This window comes from Caballeronia sp. S22 (genome assembly GCF_964261745.1).
Taxonomy (GTDB): domain Bacteria; phylum Pseudomonadota; class Gammaproteobacteria; order Burkholderiales; family Burkholderiaceae; genus Caballeronia; species Caballeronia jiangsuensis.
In genome coordinates, this window is the sequence record NZ_OZ180035.1 from 1,637,686 (window position 1) to 1,654,917 (window position 17,232).

General features: G+C 62.1%; 14 protein-coding genes. 12 read left to right on the forward strand and 2 right to left on the reverse strand.

The genetic code is table 11. The annotated features are described in order from the left end of the window. The first annotated feature begins 114 nt into the window (after positions 1 to 114). Positions 115 to 1,239: a hypothetical protein gene (locus tag ACEN42_RS07645; RefSeq protein WP_371879615.1), complete on the forward strand. Its 1,125-nt coding sequence runs from the start codon at positions 115 to 117 to the stop codon at positions 1,237 to 1,239. A 67-nt stretch (positions 1,240 to 1,306) separates the two neighbouring features. Further along, a complete protein-coding gene (locus tag ACEN42_RS07650; RefSeq protein ID WP_371879616.1) occupies positions 1,307 to 2,233 on the forward strand; it encodes a LysR substrate-binding domain-containing protein in 927 nt (308 codons plus the stop codon). A 45-nt stretch (positions 2,234 to 2,278) separates the two neighbouring features. On the opposite strand, the gene ACEN42_RS07655 is transcribed toward ACEN42_RS07650, so the two are convergent. Further along, positions 2,279 to 3,646, reverse strand: a complete 1,368-nt coding sequence (locus ACEN42_RS07655; protein WP_255503620.1) for an aromatic acid/H+ symport family MFS transporter — start codon at positions 3,644 to 3,646, stop codon at positions 2,279 to 2,281. Between the two features lie 759 nt (positions 3,647 to 4,405). Continuing rightward, on the reverse strand, positions 4,406 to 4,732 hold the full coding sequence (locus ACEN42_RS07660) for a DUF4148 domain-containing protein (protein WP_371879617.1): 327 nt from the start codon (positions 4,730 to 4,732) through the stop codon (positions 4,406 to 4,408). A 391-nt stretch (positions 4,733 to 5,123) separates the two neighbouring features. On the opposite strand from ACEN42_RS07660, the gene ACEN42_RS07665 reads away from it, so the two are divergent. The 10 genes from ACEN42_RS07665 (at position 5,124) to ACEN42_RS07710 (ending at position 17,215) form a co-directional block, all read left to right on the forward strand. After that, complete coding sequence (locus tag ACEN42_RS07665; RefSeq protein ID WP_371879618.1) at positions 5,124 to 5,438, forward strand: DUF4148 domain-containing protein; 315 nt, start codon at positions 5,124 to 5,126, stop codon at positions 5,436 to 5,438. A gap of 318 nt (positions 5,439 to 5,756) precedes the next feature. Next, complete coding sequence (paaA, locus tag ACEN42_RS07670; RefSeq protein ID WP_371879619.1) at positions 5,757 to 6,761, forward strand: 1,2-phenylacetyl-CoA epoxidase subunit PaaA; 1,005 nt, start codon at positions 5,757 to 5,759, stop codon at positions 6,759 to 6,761. A 17-nt stretch (positions 6,762 to 6,778) separates the two neighbouring features. Beyond that, entirely contained in the window at positions 6,779 to 7,063 is a 285-nt protein-coding gene (gene paaB, locus ACEN42_RS07675) for a 1,2-phenylacetyl-CoA epoxidase subunit PaaB (protein WP_014191517.1), read from the forward strand. A 13-nt stretch (positions 7,064 to 7,076) separates the two neighbouring features. Next, complete coding sequence (gene paaC, locus ACEN42_RS07680; RefSeq protein WP_371879620.1) at positions 7,077 to 7,874, forward strand: 1,2-phenylacetyl-CoA epoxidase subunit PaaC; 798 nt, start codon at positions 7,077 to 7,079, stop codon at positions 7,872 to 7,874. Next, positions 7,875 to 8,387 (forward strand): 1,2-phenylacetyl-CoA epoxidase subunit PaaD, encoded by a 513-nt coding sequence (gene paaD / locus ACEN42_RS07685; protein ID WP_371879621.1) that lies wholly within the window; start codon positions 7,875 to 7,877, stop codon positions 8,385 to 8,387. Positions 8,388 to 8,426: 39 nt separating this feature from the next. Next, entirely contained in the window at positions 8,427 to 9,515 is a 1,089-nt protein-coding gene (paaE, locus tag ACEN42_RS07690) for a 1,2-phenylacetyl-CoA epoxidase subunit PaaE (RefSeq protein ID WP_238217736.1), read from the forward strand. A gap of 157 nt (positions 9,516 to 9,672) precedes the next feature. Next, the gene (gene pcaF / locus ACEN42_RS07695; protein WP_371879622.1) at positions 9,673 to 10,875 is read left to right on the forward strand and encodes a 3-oxoadipyl-CoA thiolase; all 1,203 of its coding nucleotides are present in this window, start codon (positions 9,673 to 9,675) and stop codon (positions 10,873 to 10,875) included. A 12-nt stretch (positions 10,876 to 10,887) separates the two neighbouring features. Beyond that, a complete protein-coding gene (paaH, locus tag ACEN42_RS07700; RefSeq protein ID WP_371879623.1) occupies positions 10,888 to 12,402 on the forward strand; it encodes a 3-hydroxyacyl-CoA dehydrogenase PaaH in 1,515 nt (504 codons plus the stop codon). Positions 12,403 to 12,439: 37 nt separating this feature from the next. Beyond that, positions 12,440 to 13,780, forward strand: a complete 1,341-nt coding sequence (paaK, locus tag ACEN42_RS07705; RefSeq protein WP_051626664.1) for a phenylacetate--CoA ligase PaaK — start codon at positions 12,440 to 12,442, stop codon at positions 13,778 to 13,780. Positions 13,781 to 14,026: 246 nt separating this feature from the next. Then, positions 14,027 to 17,215 (forward strand): efflux RND transporter permease subunit, encoded by a 3,189-nt coding sequence (locus ACEN42_RS07710; RefSeq protein WP_371879624.1) that lies wholly within the window; start codon positions 14,027 to 14,029, stop codon positions 17,213 to 17,215. Positions 17,216 to 17,232: the final 17 nt, after the last annotated feature.

The window sequence follows — 17,232 nt, forward strand, 5'->3', positions numbered from 1 at the left end:
TTCGCGCCGGTCTCGGCCGTTCATTTGCGCTCAAAGGTATGAAATTTGCGGCGGTGGCCCGGATGTTCCGTGGCTACACGCCGACGATCCTCCTCATCACCTTCATACAGAGCCATGCCAAGGAAAGCCCTATCGATTGCCATACTCTCCGTTTCCATTCTCGCAGCAGGCTGCGCGGGCATCGGCCCGGGCCGCCTCAAAGCCGATCAGGTGGATTACGCCCGGGCGCTCGGCGATGCGAAGAAGCGAGAAATTCTTGCAGCGATTGTCGGTTTGCGCTTCGCCGACGCGCCGTCGTTTCTCACCGTGAGCAGCATCATCGCCGCATATACGTTCGATACGACAGGCGGCGTCGTGCTCAATGCCGGCTCCGGCGCGCAACCTAACTATGCGCAGGCGACGGGCAGCGTCTCGTATTCCAATCATCCGACTTTCACATTCACGCCAACCACCGGCGATGCCTACGCGAGCGCCTACATCCGGCCGCTTTCGCCGACGCTCGTGATGCCGCTCGCGGAAAGCGGCATTCCAATCGACCTGCTGCTGCGCATCACCGCGCAGTCGATCAGCGGCTTGCAGAATGGCAATGCGCTGGGCGGGCCGAACGCATCCGGATCGCCGGAGTTCTTTCTGCTGCTACAGGCATTGCGCAGGCTGCAACTGGCGGGCGAGCTCAACATCGAAACTCGCAACACGGATGACGACAAGGCCGGCAAGAACGGCAAGCCCGACAAGAGCGCGAAGGGCAACAGCGCCGACAAGGGCGGCGTGTTCATCACGCTCGGCGCGACGCGCAGCGGGTCGAACAAGGAAGTGGTCGACGATCTAACGCTCGTGAGAAAGCTCCTGCACCTCTCCCCGAAAATGAAGACTTACGAAATCATCTATGGTCAATCGTCGGAGCAGAACCGCATTCCGATGGTCACGCGTTCGGTGCTTGGCATCCTCACCGATCTCGGCGCGCAGATCGCGGTTCCCGACGCGCAAGTGGGCAGCGGCGCGACCAAGCCGGGCATCGGGCTGATCGGTGGGGAGACGCGGCCGACCATCGTCGTGAAGGTGGGCGAGAAGGTGCCGCGGGACGCGTATGTGAGCGTGCTCTACGACGAGTCGCATTACTGGATCGATCGCGGCGACTTCGATTCGAAATACGCGTTCACGGTCGTGCAAAACCTGATGGCGCTCGCGGAGGTCACGGACACGGCGAAGTCGCCGGTGGTCACGATCCCGGCGAACTAGTCTGCCGGGTCCGTCATGGTCCTTCCTCTCGCTTTCGTGCATGAAGGGCCGTGACTACAATGATCCGATGACCGACATCGACATCAGGCTGCTGCAGGTGTTCGCCGAAATCCACGCGACGCGCAGCGTTTCGCAAGCCGCGGCGAATCTCGGGCTGTCGCAGCCCACGATCTCCTTCAATCTCGCGAAGCTGCGCGAGCATTATCAGGACCCGCTCTTCGTGCGCTCGTCGGCCGGGATGGAGCCGACGCAGTTCGCCAGCGACCTGCATCAGCGCACGGTCACGTTGCTCGCTTCGTTCGACGCGCTTTCGAAGCATCGCAAGTCTTTTGATCCCGAGACCGCGAAGCAGGTGTTTCGCATCGCGATGACCGACATCAGCCAGATCGTGCTCCTGCCGACGTTGCTCAAGCGGCTGCGTGCGATTGCGCCGGGTGTGCGCATTCGCGTGCTGCATATCGACGACACGACGCCACAGTTGCTGGAATCGGGCGAGGCAGAACTTGCGGTCGGTTTCATGCCGCAACTCGAAGCGGGCTTCTATCAGCAGAAGTTATTCACGCAGCATTTTGTCGGCATGGTGGCGGCCCATCATCCGCGCATTCAGAATGCCGCCGATGCGCCCACGCTCGATGCATTTCTCGCCGAAGGACATATCGTCGTGACGCCTTCGGGCACGGGGCATTCGGTCGTCGACCGCACGTTGCGGCAGCTCGGCGTCGAGCGTCACGCCGTGCTCGAACTGCCGAACTATCTGGGCCTCGCCAACATCATCGCGCGCACGGATCTGCTCGCGACGGTGCCGCTCAGACTCGCAGAACCGATCGCCGATGAAGCAGGCATCCGCCTGTTCGAACTGCCTTTCGACGTGCCGACGTATCAAGTGAAGCAGCACTGGCACGAGCGCTTTCATCACGATGCCGCGCATCGCTGGCTGCGCACGGTGCTGACGGAATTATTTCTGGAATCGCATGAACGCGGCGAAGGGCAATGAATGCAAAATGCCTTCCGGCGCTTTGCATTCAATATGCTTGATGCATCATTCAGCCACGGTCATCGCGGCCGAAGCGGCGTCGAAACTTTGACGGCGGCGCTCGCGCGCCAGCATGGCGAGTGAGATCGCCGCGATCACGCTCGGCACCGTGAGCAGCAGGAAGATGGTGCGAAAGTCGAACTGCTGGCCGAGCATCACGCCACCGAGAAGCGATCCCGTAACCGATCCGCTGCGGCCCACCGCGTTCGCCCACGCGACACCTGTCGCGCGGCTGCCGGTCGGATAGAAGCCTGCCGCGAGCGCATTGCCGCCGACCTGTCCGCCGCTCACGCAAACGCCGATGCCGAAGATCGCAACGACGATCATCGGCACCGATCCGCCCGCGAACGCACACAACACGATGAAGCCCGCCGCGACCAGATATGCCGACGACAGCACGCGATGCGGCTCGCGGCGATCCATGAGGCGGCCAAGCAGGATCGCGCCCGCCGTGCCGCCGATCTGGAACGTCGCGCTCATGAACGACGCCTGCCTCAGCGATAGGCCATTGCTCGACAGAAGCGTGGGCATCCAGCTCGACAGCAGATAGACGATCAGCAGGCTCATGAAGAACGTGGCCCACAAGAGCAGCGTGCCCGCGAGCACGTCCGGCGCGAAGAGCGCGCGCACCGACGACTTCATCGGCGCTTCGCCTGCTTGAAAGCGCGTACCGACGGGCAGCGAAGGATCGATGCTTCGAGCGATATGCTCGATGCGTTCGTCGTTGCGCGCGGCGGTCCTACGCTTCGCGACGAGCAGAAAGCGCATCGATTCGGGCAACGCGACGATGAGAACGGGCAAGAGCAGCAGCGGCGCGGCGCCGCCGATGGCGAGAATGCCGCGCCATCCCACCTGCGCGAGCAACTGCGCGCTGACGAGACCGCCGAGTGCGGAGCCGACCGTGAAGCCGCAGAACATCAGCGTGACGAGGCCGGAGCGCCGCTCGCTCGGACAATACTCGGACGTCAGTGTGATCGCATTGGGCATCGCACCCCCGAGCCCGAGGCCCGTGATGAAGCGCAAAGCGATGAGCCACGCGAGATCCGGCGCAAAACACGATACGAGGCTCGCGGCACCGAACACGCCGACCGATCCGACGAGCACCGTCTTGCGTCCGAAACGATCCGCAAGCGGGCCGAAGATAAGCGCGCCCGCCATCAAACCGAAGAGTCCTGCGCCGAAGAGCGGAGCGAGCGATGCGGCAGTGAGATGCCATTGCTCGCGCAAGGCCGGCCCGATAAAGCCGATGGACGCGGTATCGAAGCCATCGATGGCTACGATCAGGAAGCACAACAACAGGATGCGTTTCTGAAAGGAAGAGAGGGCGCGCGTATCGATGAATTGATCGACGCGCAAGGCGATGGGTGAGCTCAAGACTGTCTCCTTGTATCTCTGTTTTGCGAGGCCGTGTGAAGCGACGTTTTGCACGTCGGGGCTTCGCGGCTATGTCGCTTGCGGTGAGGCGGCCTGCATCGGGCCGCATCTGTCCTGCGGATCATAGACATCGTGTGCGCGGTGTCCATAAAGCCGCATCGATAGACCTTATCGATGGCGTCGATACGTGGCGCGAACCACGCTGCGAGGTGGGTTATCGAGGGGCTGAATGGCCGCGATCGAATTTGATTTTATGAACGCGATGGACGGCCTTTTCACGGACTCGTGCGGCAAGTGAGAGCGATGGACGTGCTTCCCAAGAACCGGCGGAAGAATCGATCACCGCTAAAGGGGCGGTGGCCCGACTGGAATTGCGGGCGCGGAAGACAGGTCGCTTATGACGCGCGGCGGACATCGAGCACTCGTGCGCACTTCGTAGTCGACGCGGCGTTCGCATGAGCTTCTACGATGCAGTCGTATGGCTTAATGCGTGGAGCCCGCTGAGTTATCCGGAGTGCGACTGGAGCCGCTCGCAGCCGGTGGCGTGAGGGGCAAGAGTAGGGGCAGGACGCGTCGGTGTGAATCGTCGCGGACACGATGCGACGATCGGCTGCCGCCGCGCGGTATTAAACATGTCGAATGCAAAATGCCATCGTGCACAAAGCATTTCGCGTGCAAAACGCAAGAGGGCGACATCGCACGGATGTCGCCCTCTTGTGTGATAGCCAACCGAAATCGGCCGGCGATGCTGTCTGCTTCTTACTGGCCGAAGTAGGCGCCGAGCGCACGCGGCTGAGTGCCGGTCGTGCGGCCCGACTGCGACGAGCCGTTGGTGACCGAGCCATAGTCGCTCGAGTGGACCGGCGCCTGGGCGAGTTGCTCAGCGCTCACGCGGGCTTGCGCTGCCTGGATGTTCGACGGATACGACGGGTCGCTGATGTTCGGGTTATAGCCGGCCTTTTCGAGTTGAACGAGTTCGGCACGCACCTGAGCGCGCGTGACCGGCGTATCCGCCTGTTGTGCAAACGAGAGTGCGGGAACGGCAAGAGCAGCGGCGACTGCGACTGCGGAAATGAACGTCTTCATGTTGACTACCTCCGATTCGGATATCTGATCGTGCTGCTGGTTTCGTGTTAAGCAGCTTGTGAACGGAGTGTAAAGACGAGCCTCCCGAAGATCATTCTCGTTTCCGTTGAATGATCTTTGTCGATATAGGAATAATTGCGTCGAGGCATTGTTGCATTGCGTGGAAGTGTCCGCGCAATGTCGGCGATGACAGGTTCGTGTGGTCCCTTCTTCTTGCACTGCATTATTAGCGTCACATTGGCCCGCTGTTTCTTTACGAATTTCGTAAAGATGCTTCTTTGTACCGGTGAATGATCATCGACGGCTGTGCACCTACACTTCGGTCGTCCGCTCGGCATGTCTCGAGACTTCCAGCGCGCCGGGCTTCATCGAATAACAGGGAGAGCCGATCATGAAATCATGGGTCAATGCAGTCATCGCAGCCGCCGTTTTGTCCGCACCGCTTGCAGCCTTCGCACAATCGAGCGCGCCTGTGAGTCGCGCCGAGGTTCGCGGGGAACTCGTCCAGCTTCAGAAGGCCGGTTATTCGCCCATCGCGGAAGACGCGTCTTACCCCGCAAGACTTCAGGTAGCCGAAACGCGCGTCGCCGATGTGCGCATCGCTCAGGCGCAGGCGGAAGGTTATGGAGCGTCGACGGGCGCGGCGTCGCAATCGGGCCGTGCGAGCAAGCGCGTCGATCCGCAGGGTGTGTTCTTCGGGCAATAAAGTAGTTCAAGATGTTCGGCGATCGGCATCCGTGATGCCACGTTCCGGTCGATTGCATACGAAATTCGAAATGCGCTTCTCGGCGCGGCTTGCGCGAACGTGAAGCAACCTCCGCCGCCGGCTAACCGGTGGTTTTGCCCAGTCCGTGTATACGGCTGGGCTTTTTTGCGTGTGTTCGGACCTCTCGTGAGACTGGAATTTCGGGTTAACGCGATGCTATTTATGTCGCAATAGTTGCATGCAAAATTAATCAACCGTCCGGTCGGTTAATAGTTATACTCGCTCCATCGCATCTCAAAAAAGACGGCGGAGCCCCGCATGTACACCCAATCCCTCGACCTCCCGAGCCCCACGCAGGCCACTGACGCGGACCGATCCGCCTCATCTCCCGACCAAACCCGCTTCGACGCGGTGATGCAGGCCGACGGCAAAATCGAGCCGCAGGACTGGATGCCCGAGGCCTATCGCAAGACGCTGGTGCGGCAGATTTCGCAGCATGCGCACTCGGAAATCATCGGCATGCAGCCCGAGGGCAACTGGATCAGCCGCGCGCCGAGCCTCAAGCGCAAGGCGATTCTGCTCGCGAAGGTGCAGGACGAAGGCGGCCACGGCCTGTATCTCTACAGCGCGGCCGAAACGCTGGGCGTCTCGCGCGACCAGCTCGTCGCTGCGCTGCACGCTGGCCGGGCGAAGTACTCGAGCATCTTCAACTACCCGACGCCCACCTGGGCCGATGTCGGCGTGATCGGCTGGCTGGTTGATGGCGCGGCGATCATGAATCAGATTCCGCTGTGCCGCTGCACCTATGGGCCGTACGCCCGCGCGATGATCCGTATCTGCAAGGAAGAGTCGTTCCATCAACGCCAGGGCTTCGACGCGCTGCTCGCGATGATGAAGGGCACGCAGGCGCAGAAGGACCTCGTGCAACAGGCGGTGGACCGCTGGTGGTGGCCGGTGCTGATGATGTTCGGCCCGAGCGACAAGGACTCGATTCACAGCGGCCAGTCCTTCGCATGGGGCATCAAGCGCATCTCGAACGACGACCTGCGCCAGAAGTTCGTCGATGCAACCGTCGAGCAGGCGAAGATCTTGGGCGTCACGCTCCCGGACGCCGATCTGAAGTGGAACGCGCAACGAAACGCGCACGACTACGGCGAGATCGATTGGGAAGAATTCTGGCGCGTGGTCAACGGCGACGGCCCGTGCAACAAGGAGCGCCTCGCCACGCGCGTAAAGGCGCACGACGAAGGCGCCTGGGTGCGCGAAGCGGCGCTCGCCTACGCGGAGAAGCAAAAGGTCCGCGCCCACAAACAAGCTGCATGAGCATGGAGACGATGAAGATGAACAAGGAATGGCCGATCTGGGAAGTGTTCGTGCGCAGCAAGCAGGGACTGGATCACAAGCATTGCGGCAGCCTGCACGCACCGGATGCGGGTGCGGCGCTGCGCATGGCGCGCGACGTGTACACGCGCCGTCAGGAAGGCGTGAGCATCTGGGTGGTGCCCTCGGCGGCGATCACCGCATCGGACCCGGCGGACAAGGGCGAATTGTTCGAGCCCGCGGCCGACAAGATCTATCGGCATCCGACATTCTTCGTGCTGCCCGACGAAATCAATCACATGTAAGGGCGACAGAGCTATGAGTCAGGACCATCTCGCCTACGTGCTGCGTCTGGCGGACAACGCGCTGATCCTCGGGCAGCGCAACGCCGAATGGTGCAGCCACGGCCCGGCGCTGGAGGAAGACATCGCGCTGGCGAACATCAGTCTGGATCTGATCGGTCAGGCGCGCCTCCTGTACACGCACGCGGCGTCGCTGGAAGCATCGCTTAACGGCAGCAAGAAAACCGAAGACGACTACGCGTACTTTCGCAGCGAGCGCGAGTTCGCCAACTACACGATCGCGGAGTTGCCGCACTTCGGCCCGCTCGCGGGCACGACGCGCGCCGAGCGCGATTACGCGGTGACGATCGTGCGCAACTTCCTGTACTGCGCGCTGATGATGGAAGTGTGGAGCGCGCTGCAGACATCGAGCGATGCGCAACTCGCGGCGATCGCGGCGAAGTCGGTCAAAGAGACGAGCTATCACCTGCATCATGCGCGCGACTGGCTGGTGCGGTTCGGCGATGGCACGGAGGAGTCGCATCGTCGTGCGCAGGCCGCGCTCGATTATCTGATGCCGTACACGCGCGAGTTCTTCGCCACCGATGCGATCGAACAAGCTGTCGCCGATGCGGGCATCGCGCCGCTCGCGAGCGAGTTCGAAGCGGCATGGCGTGAGCAGGTCGCATCGGCACTGGAAGAAGCGACGCTCGAAGCGCCCGCCGAGGTGAAGCACATCACCACGGGCAAGCACGGCGAGCACTCGGAGCACATGGGTTATCTGCTGGCGGAGATGCAGAGTCTCGCGCGTCAGCATCCGGGCGCAAGCTGGTAAATGAATACCGCCAACGCAACCATCGAACGCGCGTGGGACGTGCTCGAAGCGGTGCCCGATCCGGAGATTCCGGTGGTATCGATCCGCGAATTGGGCATTCTGCGCGAGGTGCGTCACGGTGACGATGGCGTGCTCGAAGTGGTGATCACGCCGACGTACTCGGGCTGTCCTGCGATGTCGCAGATTGCGGAGGACATCGCACACGCGATCGATCGGGCTGAGCTCGGCGCGCATCGCATCGAGACGGTGCTGGCGCCCGCGTGGACGACCGACTGGATCACCGACGAAGCACGCGAAAAGCTGCGCCGTTACGGCATCGCACCGCCGACGGGCGTATGCAGCAGCACGGAAAAGCCGATCCGCTTCGTGCCTTACCAGAAAGCGACGATCGCCTGTCCGCGCTGCGGCTCGACGCACACGGAGAAGCTGGCGCAATTCGGCTCGACGGCGTGCAAGGCGCTGTATCGCTGCATCGACTGCCGCGAGCCGTTCGACTACTTCAAGCCGTACTGAACCGAATCAACCGAATCAACGATAGCGAGCCGAAAAAACATGGCGACTCCGCAATTCCATCCGCTGCGCATCCGTGAGGTCCGCCCCGAAACCGCCGACGCGTTTACCGTTTCGTTCGAGGTGCCGCCCGCGCTGCGCGATGCGTTTCGCTTCACGCAGGGTCAGTTCGTGACGCTCAAGACGCATATCGATGGCGAGGAGACGCGCCGTTCGTACTCGATCTGCGTGGGCGTGACCGACTACGATCGCGACGGCGAATTGCGCATCGGCATCAAGCGCGTGCGTGGCGGGCGCTTCTCGAACTTCGCGTTCGATACCCTGAAGCCCGGCCACGAGATCGACGTGATGACGCCCGACGGGCGCTTCTTCACGCACCTGAACGCGGATCACGCAAAACACTACGTGGCGTTCTCGGGCGGCTCGGGCATCACGCCGGTGCTGGCGATCATCAAGACGACGCTCGATACGGAGCCGACGAGCCGCTTTACGCTCGTGTATGGCAATCGCAGCGTCGATGCGATCATGTTCGCCGAAGAGCTCGAAGATCTGAAGAATCGATATATGGACCGGTTCTCGCTGTATCACGTGCTGTCGGACGACCTGCAGGACGTGGAGTTGTTTAACGGCGTGCTGGATCAAGCGAAGTGCAAGGCGTTTCTGGAGACGCTGCTTTCGCCCGAAGAAATCGACGAGGCGTTCATCTGCGGCCCCGGCCCGATGATGGATGCAGCCGAAGCGGCGTTGAAGGACTCGGGCGTGGCGCCCAAGCAGATACACGTGGAGCGCTTCGGCACGCCGTTGCCGCAAGCGGGCGTGCCTGCCATCGAGATCACGGAGAGCACGCCGGCGGCGGATCTGGAGTTGATCATCGACGGCAAGAAGCGCAAATTGCGGCTGCCGTATGAAGGCGTGAGCGTGCTCGATGTGGGCTTGAAAGCGGGACTCGCGTTGCCGTATGCGTGCAAGGGCGGTGTGTGCTGCACGTGCCGCGCAAGAGTGCTCGAAGGCGAAGTGAAGATGGAGAAGAACTACACGCTCGAACAACACGAAATCGATGATGGCTTCGTGCTGACTTGCCAATGTCATCCGGTGAGCGAGCGCGTGGTGGTGAGTTTCGACGAGCGCTAAAGAGACGCCGTCCCGATTCCTATGAAAGACGCGCATCGCAACGATGCGCCTGAAGCCGAAGCATTTCCAGAACAATCAATTCAAGCCCGAAGCCCTTAGCAATGTAACCATTGTGCGGCTTCGTGGCGATCGATCATCCTCCACATCGAGACTTGTCATGACTGAAGCCTTCATCTGCGATGCGATTCGTACGCCCATCGGCCGCTATGGTGGTGTTTTCAAAGACGTCCGCGCCGACGATCTCGGCGCCGTGCCCATCACCGCGCTCATGAAGCGCAACGCATCGGTGGACTGGACGCAGGTGGACGATGTGATCTACGGCTGCGCGAACCAGGCAGGCGAGGACAACCGCAACGTCGCGCGCATGTCGGGCTTGCTGGCGGGCTTGCCCATCGACGTGCCCGGCTCGACGATCAACCGCCTGTGCGGCTCGGGCATGGATGCGGTCGGCAGCGTCGCACGCGCCATCAAGGCGGGCGACGGCTCGCTCTATCTCGCTGGCGGCGTCGAGAGCATGACGCGTGCGCCATTCGTAATGCCCAAGGCTTCGAGCGCTTTCTCGCGTTCGGCCGATATCTTCGACACGACCATCGGCTGGCGTTTCATCAATCGTGCGATGCGCGAGCGCTACGGCGTCGATTCGATGCCCGAGACCGCGGAGAGCGTAGCCGTCGATTTCGGTATCTCTCGCGATGCGCAGGATCGCTTCGCACTGCGCAGCCAGCAGCGCGCCGCGCGCGCACAGGCCGATGGCACGCTCGCGCAGGAGATCGTTGCAGTGAATGTGCCGCAAAAGAAGGGCGAAACGATTGCGGTCGATCGCGACGAGCATCCGCGCGAAACCACGCTCGACACGCTCGCCAAGCTGAAGGGCGTCGTGCGTCCCGACGGCAGCGTGACGGCGGGCAATGCATCGGGCGTGAACGATGGCGCATGCGCCCTCATCATCGCGAACGAGGAGGCGGCAAAGCGCAATGGCCTCACGCCGCGCGCGCGCATCATCGGCATGGCGACGGCGGGCGTCGAGCCGCGCATCATGGGCATCGGTCCCGCGCCCGCGACGAAGAAGCTTCTCGCACGCACGGGTCTTACGCTGGAACAGTTCGACGTCATCGAACTCAATGAAGCCTTCGCATCGCAAGGCATCGCGGTGCTGCGTCAACTCGGCCTCGCGGAAGACGATCCGCGCGTGAACCCGAACGGCGGCGCCATTGCGCTCGGTCATCCGCTCGGCGCATCCGGCGCGCGTCTCGTCACGACCGCGATGTACGAACTCGAACGCCGCAACGGCCGCTATGCGCTATGCACGATGTGCATCGGCGTGGGCCAGGGCATCGCGATCGCGATTGAGCGCGTTTGAGGGCGGCGATACATGACACAGGCTATCCAGACATCGGCGATCTTGGGCGTGATCGGCGCGGGGGCGATGGGCGCGGGCATCGCGCAAGTCGCGGCGCTCGCGGGGCACACCGTGCTGCTTTACGACCTCGACGCGAAAGCGCTCGACAAGGCGCACATCGGCATCGCGACGAACGTGCAGCGCCTGATCGACAAGAAGAAGCTCGATCAGGCAACAGGAGATAACGCCGTCGACCGCGTGCGTATCGTTACAAATCTCGCGGACTTGCGCACGGCGTCGCTCGTCATCGAAGCCGTCGCCGAGAGGCTCGACGTCAAGCGCGCGCTTTTCGGCGAGCTGGAAAGCATCGTGACGCCCGAGTGCATCCTCGCGACCAACACATCGTCCATTTCGATCACGGCGATCGCTGCGCCCCTGAAGCATCCATCGCGCGTGGTCGGCATGCACTTCTTCAATCCCGCGCCGCTGATGGCGCTCGTCGAAGTCGTGCGCGGACTCGCTACATCCGATGATGTCGCGCGGACCGTGTACGCCACGTCGGCCGCATGGGGCAAGCAGCCGGTTCATGCAAAGTCGACGCCGGGTTTCATCGTCAATCGCGTGGCGCGGCCGTTCTATGCCGAAGCTCTTCGTGTCCTCAATGAGCAGGGCGCGGACGCAGCGTCCATCGATGCCGTCATGCGCGATTCGGGCGGCTTCAGAATGGGCCCGTTCGAGCTGATGGATCTGATCGGTCACGACGTGAACTTTGCCGTGACGCAATCGGTGTTCAACGCGTATTTCAACGATCCGCGCTTTACGCCTTCGCTGATTCAGCAGGAACTGGTGAACGCGGGCTTTCTCGGCCGCAAGACGGGCCGTGGCTTCTATGACTATGGCGCCGATGCCGCGAAGCCTGCTGCGCGCATCGAGACGCATACGCGCACGCCTTCGAACATCGTGCTCGGTAAAAGCGCGCCGTTGTATGAGCATCTGCAAGCGCGCCTCGCTGATGCGAGCGCGAAGCGCAACGATATGCCCGGCCTCGTCGCTCAAATCGACGACGCGTATCTCTTCGTCACCGATGGCCGCACCGCCACCCAACGTGCGCACGCGCTCGGCATCGACAACATCGTGCTGATCGATCTCGCGCTCGACTATGCGCACGCGCCGAGCATCGCGATCACGCTTGCGCGTCAATGCGACGACGATGCTTACGCCGCCGCAGCCGGCGCGCTGACAAAGGCTGGCTATGCCGTGGTGCCGTTGAACGATATCGCCGGCATGGCCGTGATGCGCACCGTCGCGATGCTCGTCAACGAAGCGGCAGACGCTGTGAATCAGGGCGTCTGCACGAGCGCCGATCTCGATCTCGCGATGGAGAAGGGCGTGAACTATCCGCTCGGGCCGCTCGCGTGGGGCGAGCGCATCGGCATCGCACGCATTCACGATGTACTGCTTAATCTCGCAGCGCATTACGGCGAAGACCGCTATCGCGCATCGCCGCTGATTTCGGCTTTGCGCTATTCGGGCCAGCGCTTCCACTAAAGCGAATTCGCGTCATTCATCGATCATTCATTCAATCATGCAGGAGACAACCGTGGTCCAATCCAATGCGCAGCAAGGCGAACTGGAACCGATCGAGCGCGCGAGCCGTGACGAACTTCAGGCGCTGCAACTCGAACGCCTGAAGTGGTCGTTGCGACACGCCTATGAGAACGTGGCGCACTATCGCCGCGCATTCGATGCGGCAGGCGTGCATCCGGATGACCTGCGCGAGCTGTCCGATCTCGCGCGGTTTCCGACCACGACGAAAACCGATTTACGCGACAACTATCCCTTCGGGCTTTTCGCGGTGCCGCGCGATCAGGTCGTGCGTGTGCATGCATCGAGTGGCACGACGGGCAAGCCGACAGTGGTCGGCTACACGGCGAAGGACATCGACACATGGGCCAATGTCACCGCGCGCTCAATTCGCGCCGCGGGCGGGCGCAAGGGCGATACACTGCACAACGCCTTCGGCTATGGCCTCTTCACGGGCGGCCTCGGCATTCACTACGGCGCGGAACGTCTGGGCTGCATGGTCGTGCCCATGTCGGGTGGCCAGACCGAGAAGCAGGTGCAACTGATCCGCGACTTCGAGCCGAAGATCATTCTCGTCACGCCGTCGTATATGTTGAATCTCCTCGACGAGATGGCGCGCCAGGGCATGGACCCGGCCAACACGTCCCTCAAGATCGGCATCTTCGGCGCAGAGCCGTGGAGCCAGGGCTTGCGCAGCGAGATCGAAACGCGCGCGGGCATTCAGGCGCTCGATATCTACGGGCTGTCGGAAATCATGGGTCCGGGCGTCGCATGCGAATGCATCGAAACGAAGGATGGTCCGACCATCTGGGAAGATCATTTCTATCCCGAGATCATCGATCCGGTAACGGGAGAAGTGCTTCCTGAAGGCAGCACAGGCGAACTCGTTTTCACGTCGCTCACGAAGGAAGCGATGCCGATGATCCGCTATCGCACGCGCGATCTCACGTCGTTGCTGCCGCCGAGCGCGCGCTCGATGCGCCGTCTCGCGAAGATCACGGGCCGCTCGGACGACATGCTCATCATTCGCGGCGTGAATGTGTTCCCGAGCCAGATCGAGGAACTGATTCTCGCGATTCCGCGCCTGAGCGGCCAGTATCAACTGTGCGTATCGCGCGAGGGTCACATGGATTCGCTGTCCGTTTCCGTGGAAGCTCGCGCCGAAGTCTGCGCGACGTTGAACGACAGCGAGCGTGCCGGTCTCTCGCGCGAGCTTCAAAGCCGCGTCAAGACGATGGTCGGTGTGTCGACGCAAGTGCGCGTGCTCGATTCCGGCGAGCTGCCGACGACCGCCACGGGCAAGGCGAAACGCGTGCTCGACCTGCGTCCCGCGACCGTCTAAAAGCCCTGTTTTTCTTTAAGCGCCTCGCGTTCTGCGAGGCGCAATCCGCTTCCCACCAATTGGCGCTCGCGCTCCAATTTCGGTGCGGCCTCGCATTCTTCTGCAGAAATCCTTCCGCATAAACCCTCGCAACCGTTTGCGCGAATTGTTTCGTAAGCTTCTGTTGTGTCATCGTAGCGGGTGCATTCGCGCAGTAGTCGAACAGTATTCGAATAACGAACACCAAACGGGGCAGGCAGAATTTAGATGTGGATCGTCAGACTCGCGCTCAAGCGCCCGTACACGTTCATCGTCCTGTCGCTGCTTTTGCTGATCATCGGTCCGCTCGTCATCCTGCGCACACCGACCGATATCTTTCCGAACATCGATATTCCCGTAGTCAGCGTCATCTGGTCGTACACGGGCTTGCCGCCCGATCAGATGGAACGGCGCATCACGCTGAACTACGAGCGTGGCTTGTCGGTGGCGGTGAACGACATCGAGCATATCGAGTCGGAATCGCTGCCGGGCATCGCGGTGATTCGCATCTACTTCCAGCCGAACGCGAATGTCGATGAAGCGATCGCCGAGATCACCGCGCTCTCGCAGACGCAATTGCGCTCGCTGCCGCCGGGCATCACGCCGCCTAACATCCTGCGGTTCAATGCATCGACAGTGCCGATTTTGCGGCTCGCGTTGTCGTCGGCGGAACTCACCGAGCAGCAGCTCTACGACTTCGGCAACAGCTTCCTGAAGACGCAACTCGCGACCGTGCAGGGCGCATCGGTGCCGCTGCCTTATGGCGGCAAGCAGCGGCAGATCATGGTCGATATCGACTCGCGCAAGCTGCAGGCGAAGAACCTCGCGCCCACCGATGTCGTCAACGCGATCAGCGCGCAGAACCTGATTCTGCCGACGGGCACGACGAAGATCGGCTCGACGGAATACTCGGTCGGCCTGAACGCGAGCCCCGGTTCGATCGAAGGACTCAACGACATACCGATCCGCACGGGTCCGGGCGGCACGATCTATATCAAGGACGTCGCGCATGTGCGCGATGGCTTTCAGCCGCAGACCAATATCGTGCGCGTGGACGGCACGCGCGCATCCTTACTCACGATCAACAAGAGCGGCAATGCATCGACGCTCGATATCGTCGCGCGCGTGAAGAACCTGTTGCCGACGTTACGCGGCATGGTGCCCGAGTCGCTCAGGATCGAACCGGTAGCGGATCAGTCGCTCTTCGTTCGCGCATCGGTGTCGGGCGTTTTGCGTGAAGCGGTGATCGCGGCGGGGCTGACTGCGTTGATGGTCCTGCTCTTCCTCGGAAGCTGGCGCGCGACGCTCATCATCGCGATCTCGATACCGCTGTCCATGTTGACGTCCATCGTCGCGCTGTCCGCGATCGGGCAGACCATCAACATCATGACGCTCGGCGGTCTCGCGCTCGCGGTCGGCATTCTCGTCGACGACGCGACAGTTGCAATCGAAAACATCAGCCAGAACCTGGAAGAGGGCAAGGAACTGGAGCAGGCGATTCTCGATGGCGCACAGCAGATCGCCGTGCCGACGCTCGTATCGACGCTCTCGATCTGCATCGTGTTCATCCCGATGTTCCTCCTGACCGGCGTCGCGCATTACCTCTTCGTGCCGATGGCCGAGGCCGTCGTGTTCGCAATGCTCGCGTCGTACTTCTTCTCGCGCACCCTGATCCCGACACTCGCGAAATACCTGTTGCGCCATCACGAGCACATGGGCGGCGATGTCGAATCGATGAAGGGCTCGCGCAATCCGTTCGTGCGCATCCATCTCGCGTTCGAGCGACATTTCGAATCTGTGCGCAATCGCTATCGACGCTTTCTCGAAGCGCGTCTCATGCATCCGGGACGCTTCGCGGCGCTCTTCCTGTTGTGCTGTCTGCTCTCGCTCGGGCTTGCACCGTTCCTCGGACGCGACTTCTTTCCGTCGATCGATTCGGGCGTGATCGCCCTGCATTTGCGCGCGAAAACCGGCACGCGCATCGAGGAAACGGCTGCGCTCACCGATCGCGTCGATGCACGCATCAGGCAACTGATTCCACGCGGCGAGATTCGCTCGATCATCGACAACATGGGCTTGCCGGTGTCGGGCATCAACCTCTCGTACAGCAACACGGGCACGGTCAGTTCCGCCGACGCCGACGTGCTCATCAGCCTGAACGAAGATCACGCGCCGACCGAAGGTTATATCCATGAGTTGCGAAAGCGCCTGCCGCAAGAGTTTCCCGGCGTGACATTCTCGTTCCTGCCCGCGGATATCGTGAGCCAGATTCTCAACTTCGGCGTGCCCGCGCCCATCGACATCGCCATCACCGGGCGCGATGCGCAGGCCAATCGCGCGCTCGCGAACCGCTTGCTGGAAAAGATCCGCCGCGTGCCGGGACTCGTCGATGCGCGCATCCAGCAGCCGTCCGATCTGCCGTCGATCAATGTCGAAGTGGATCGCACCAAGGCGCTGCAAGCGGGCTTCACGCAGCGCGATGTCGCGAACAACCTGCTCATCACGCTCTCGGGCAGTCAGCAGACGACGCCTACGTTCTGGCTCAATCCCGTGAACGGCGTGAGCTACAACGTCATCACGACGGCGCCGCAATACGACATGGACTCGCTGCAATCGGTGGCGAACATTCCGGTCACGTCCGCGAGCGGCAAGACGAATATTCTCGGCGCGCTCGCATCGCTGTCGCGCAGCGCGCGCGATGCGGTCGTCTATCACTACAACGCGCAGACCACCATCAATCTCTATGCGACAACCGAGCGGCGCGACCTCGGCGCGGTGTCCGACGACGTGCAGCGCATCATCGACGAAGCGCGCGGTGAGTTGCCCAAGGGCTCGTCGATCGATATGCGCGGCCAGGTCGAGACGATGAACGGATCATTTTCCGGTCTCGCGTTCGGCCTCATTCTCGCGGTCGTGCTCGTGTACCTGCTGATCGTCGTGAACTTCCAGTCGTGGCTCGATCCGTTCATCATCATCACCGCATTGCCGGGCGCGCTCGCGGGCATCGTGTGGATGTTGTTCCTCACGCACACGACGCTGTCGATTCCCGCGCTGACGGGCGCGATCATGTGTATCGGCATCGCGACCGCGAACAGCATTCTCGTGGTGAGCTTCGCGCGATCGGCGCTCGCCGAGCACGGCGATGCGGTGCGTTCCGCGCTCGAAGCGGGCTATTCGCGCTTCAGGCCCGTGCTGATGACGGCGCTCGCGATGATGATCGGCATGGTGCCGATGGCAATCGGCCTCGGCGAAGGCGGCGAGCAGAATGCGCCGCTCGGGCGCGCGGTGATCGGCGGTCTGATGGTCAGCACTATCGCGACACTGTTCTTCGTGCCGGTCGTGTTCTCGATGATCTACCGGCGCATGGAAGCGCGCGGCAAGGGACCGGACGCGGCGGCGAGAGAAGCGGCGCAATAGAACGAATCAATAAGCAA

What these genes read in the sequence shown, in the direction of transcription:
- ACEN42_RS07665 (WP_371879618.1), top strand. Translation starts at nt 5,124, where the DNA reads ATGAAATCATGGGTCAATGCAGTCATCGCAGCCGCCGTTTTGTCCGCA.
- pcaF (WP_371879622.1), top strand. Translation starts at nt 9,673, where the DNA reads ATGACTGAAGCCTTCATCTGCGATGCGATTCGTACGCCCATCGGCCGC.
- paaD (WP_371879621.1), top strand. Translation starts at nt 7,875, where the DNA reads ATGAATACCGCCAACGCAACCATCGAACGCGCGTGGGACGTGCTCGAA.
- ACEN42_RS07710 (WP_371879624.1), top strand. Translation starts at nt 14,027, where the DNA reads ATGTGGATCGTCAGACTCGCGCTCAAGCGCCCGTACACGTTCATCGTC.
- paaA (WP_371879619.1), top strand. Translation starts at nt 5,757, where the DNA reads ATGTACACCCAATCCCTCGACCTCCCGAGCCCCACGCAGGCCACTGAC.
- ACEN42_RS07645 (WP_371879615.1), top strand. Translation starts at nt 115, where the DNA reads ATGCCAAGGAAAGCCCTATCGATTGCCATACTCTCCGTTTCCATTCTC.
- ACEN42_RS07650 (WP_371879616.1), top strand. Translation starts at nt 1,307, where the DNA reads ATGACCGACATCGACATCAGGCTGCTGCAGGTGTTCGCCGAAATCCAC.
- paaK (WP_051626664.1), top strand. Translation starts at nt 12,440, where the DNA reads ATGCAGGAGACAACCGTGGTCCAATCCAATGCGCAGCAAGGCGAACTG.
- paaH (WP_371879623.1), top strand. Translation starts at nt 10,888, where the DNA reads ATGACACAGGCTATCCAGACATCGGCGATCTTGGGCGTGATCGGCGCG.
- paaC (WP_371879620.1), top strand. Translation starts at nt 7,077, where the DNA reads ATGAGTCAGGACCATCTCGCCTACGTGCTGCGTCTGGCGGACAACGCG.
- paaB (WP_014191517.1), top strand. Translation starts at nt 6,779, where the DNA reads ATGAACAAGGAATGGCCGATCTGGGAAGTGTTCGTGCGCAGCAAGCAG.
- paaE (WP_238217736.1), top strand. Translation starts at nt 8,427, where the DNA reads ATGGCGACTCCGCAATTCCATCCGCTGCGCATCCGTGAGGTCCGCCCC.
- ACEN42_RS07660 (WP_371879617.1), bottom strand. Translation starts at nt 4,732, where the DNA reads ATGAAGACGTTCATTTCCGCAGTCGCAGTCGCCGCTGCTCTTGCCGTT.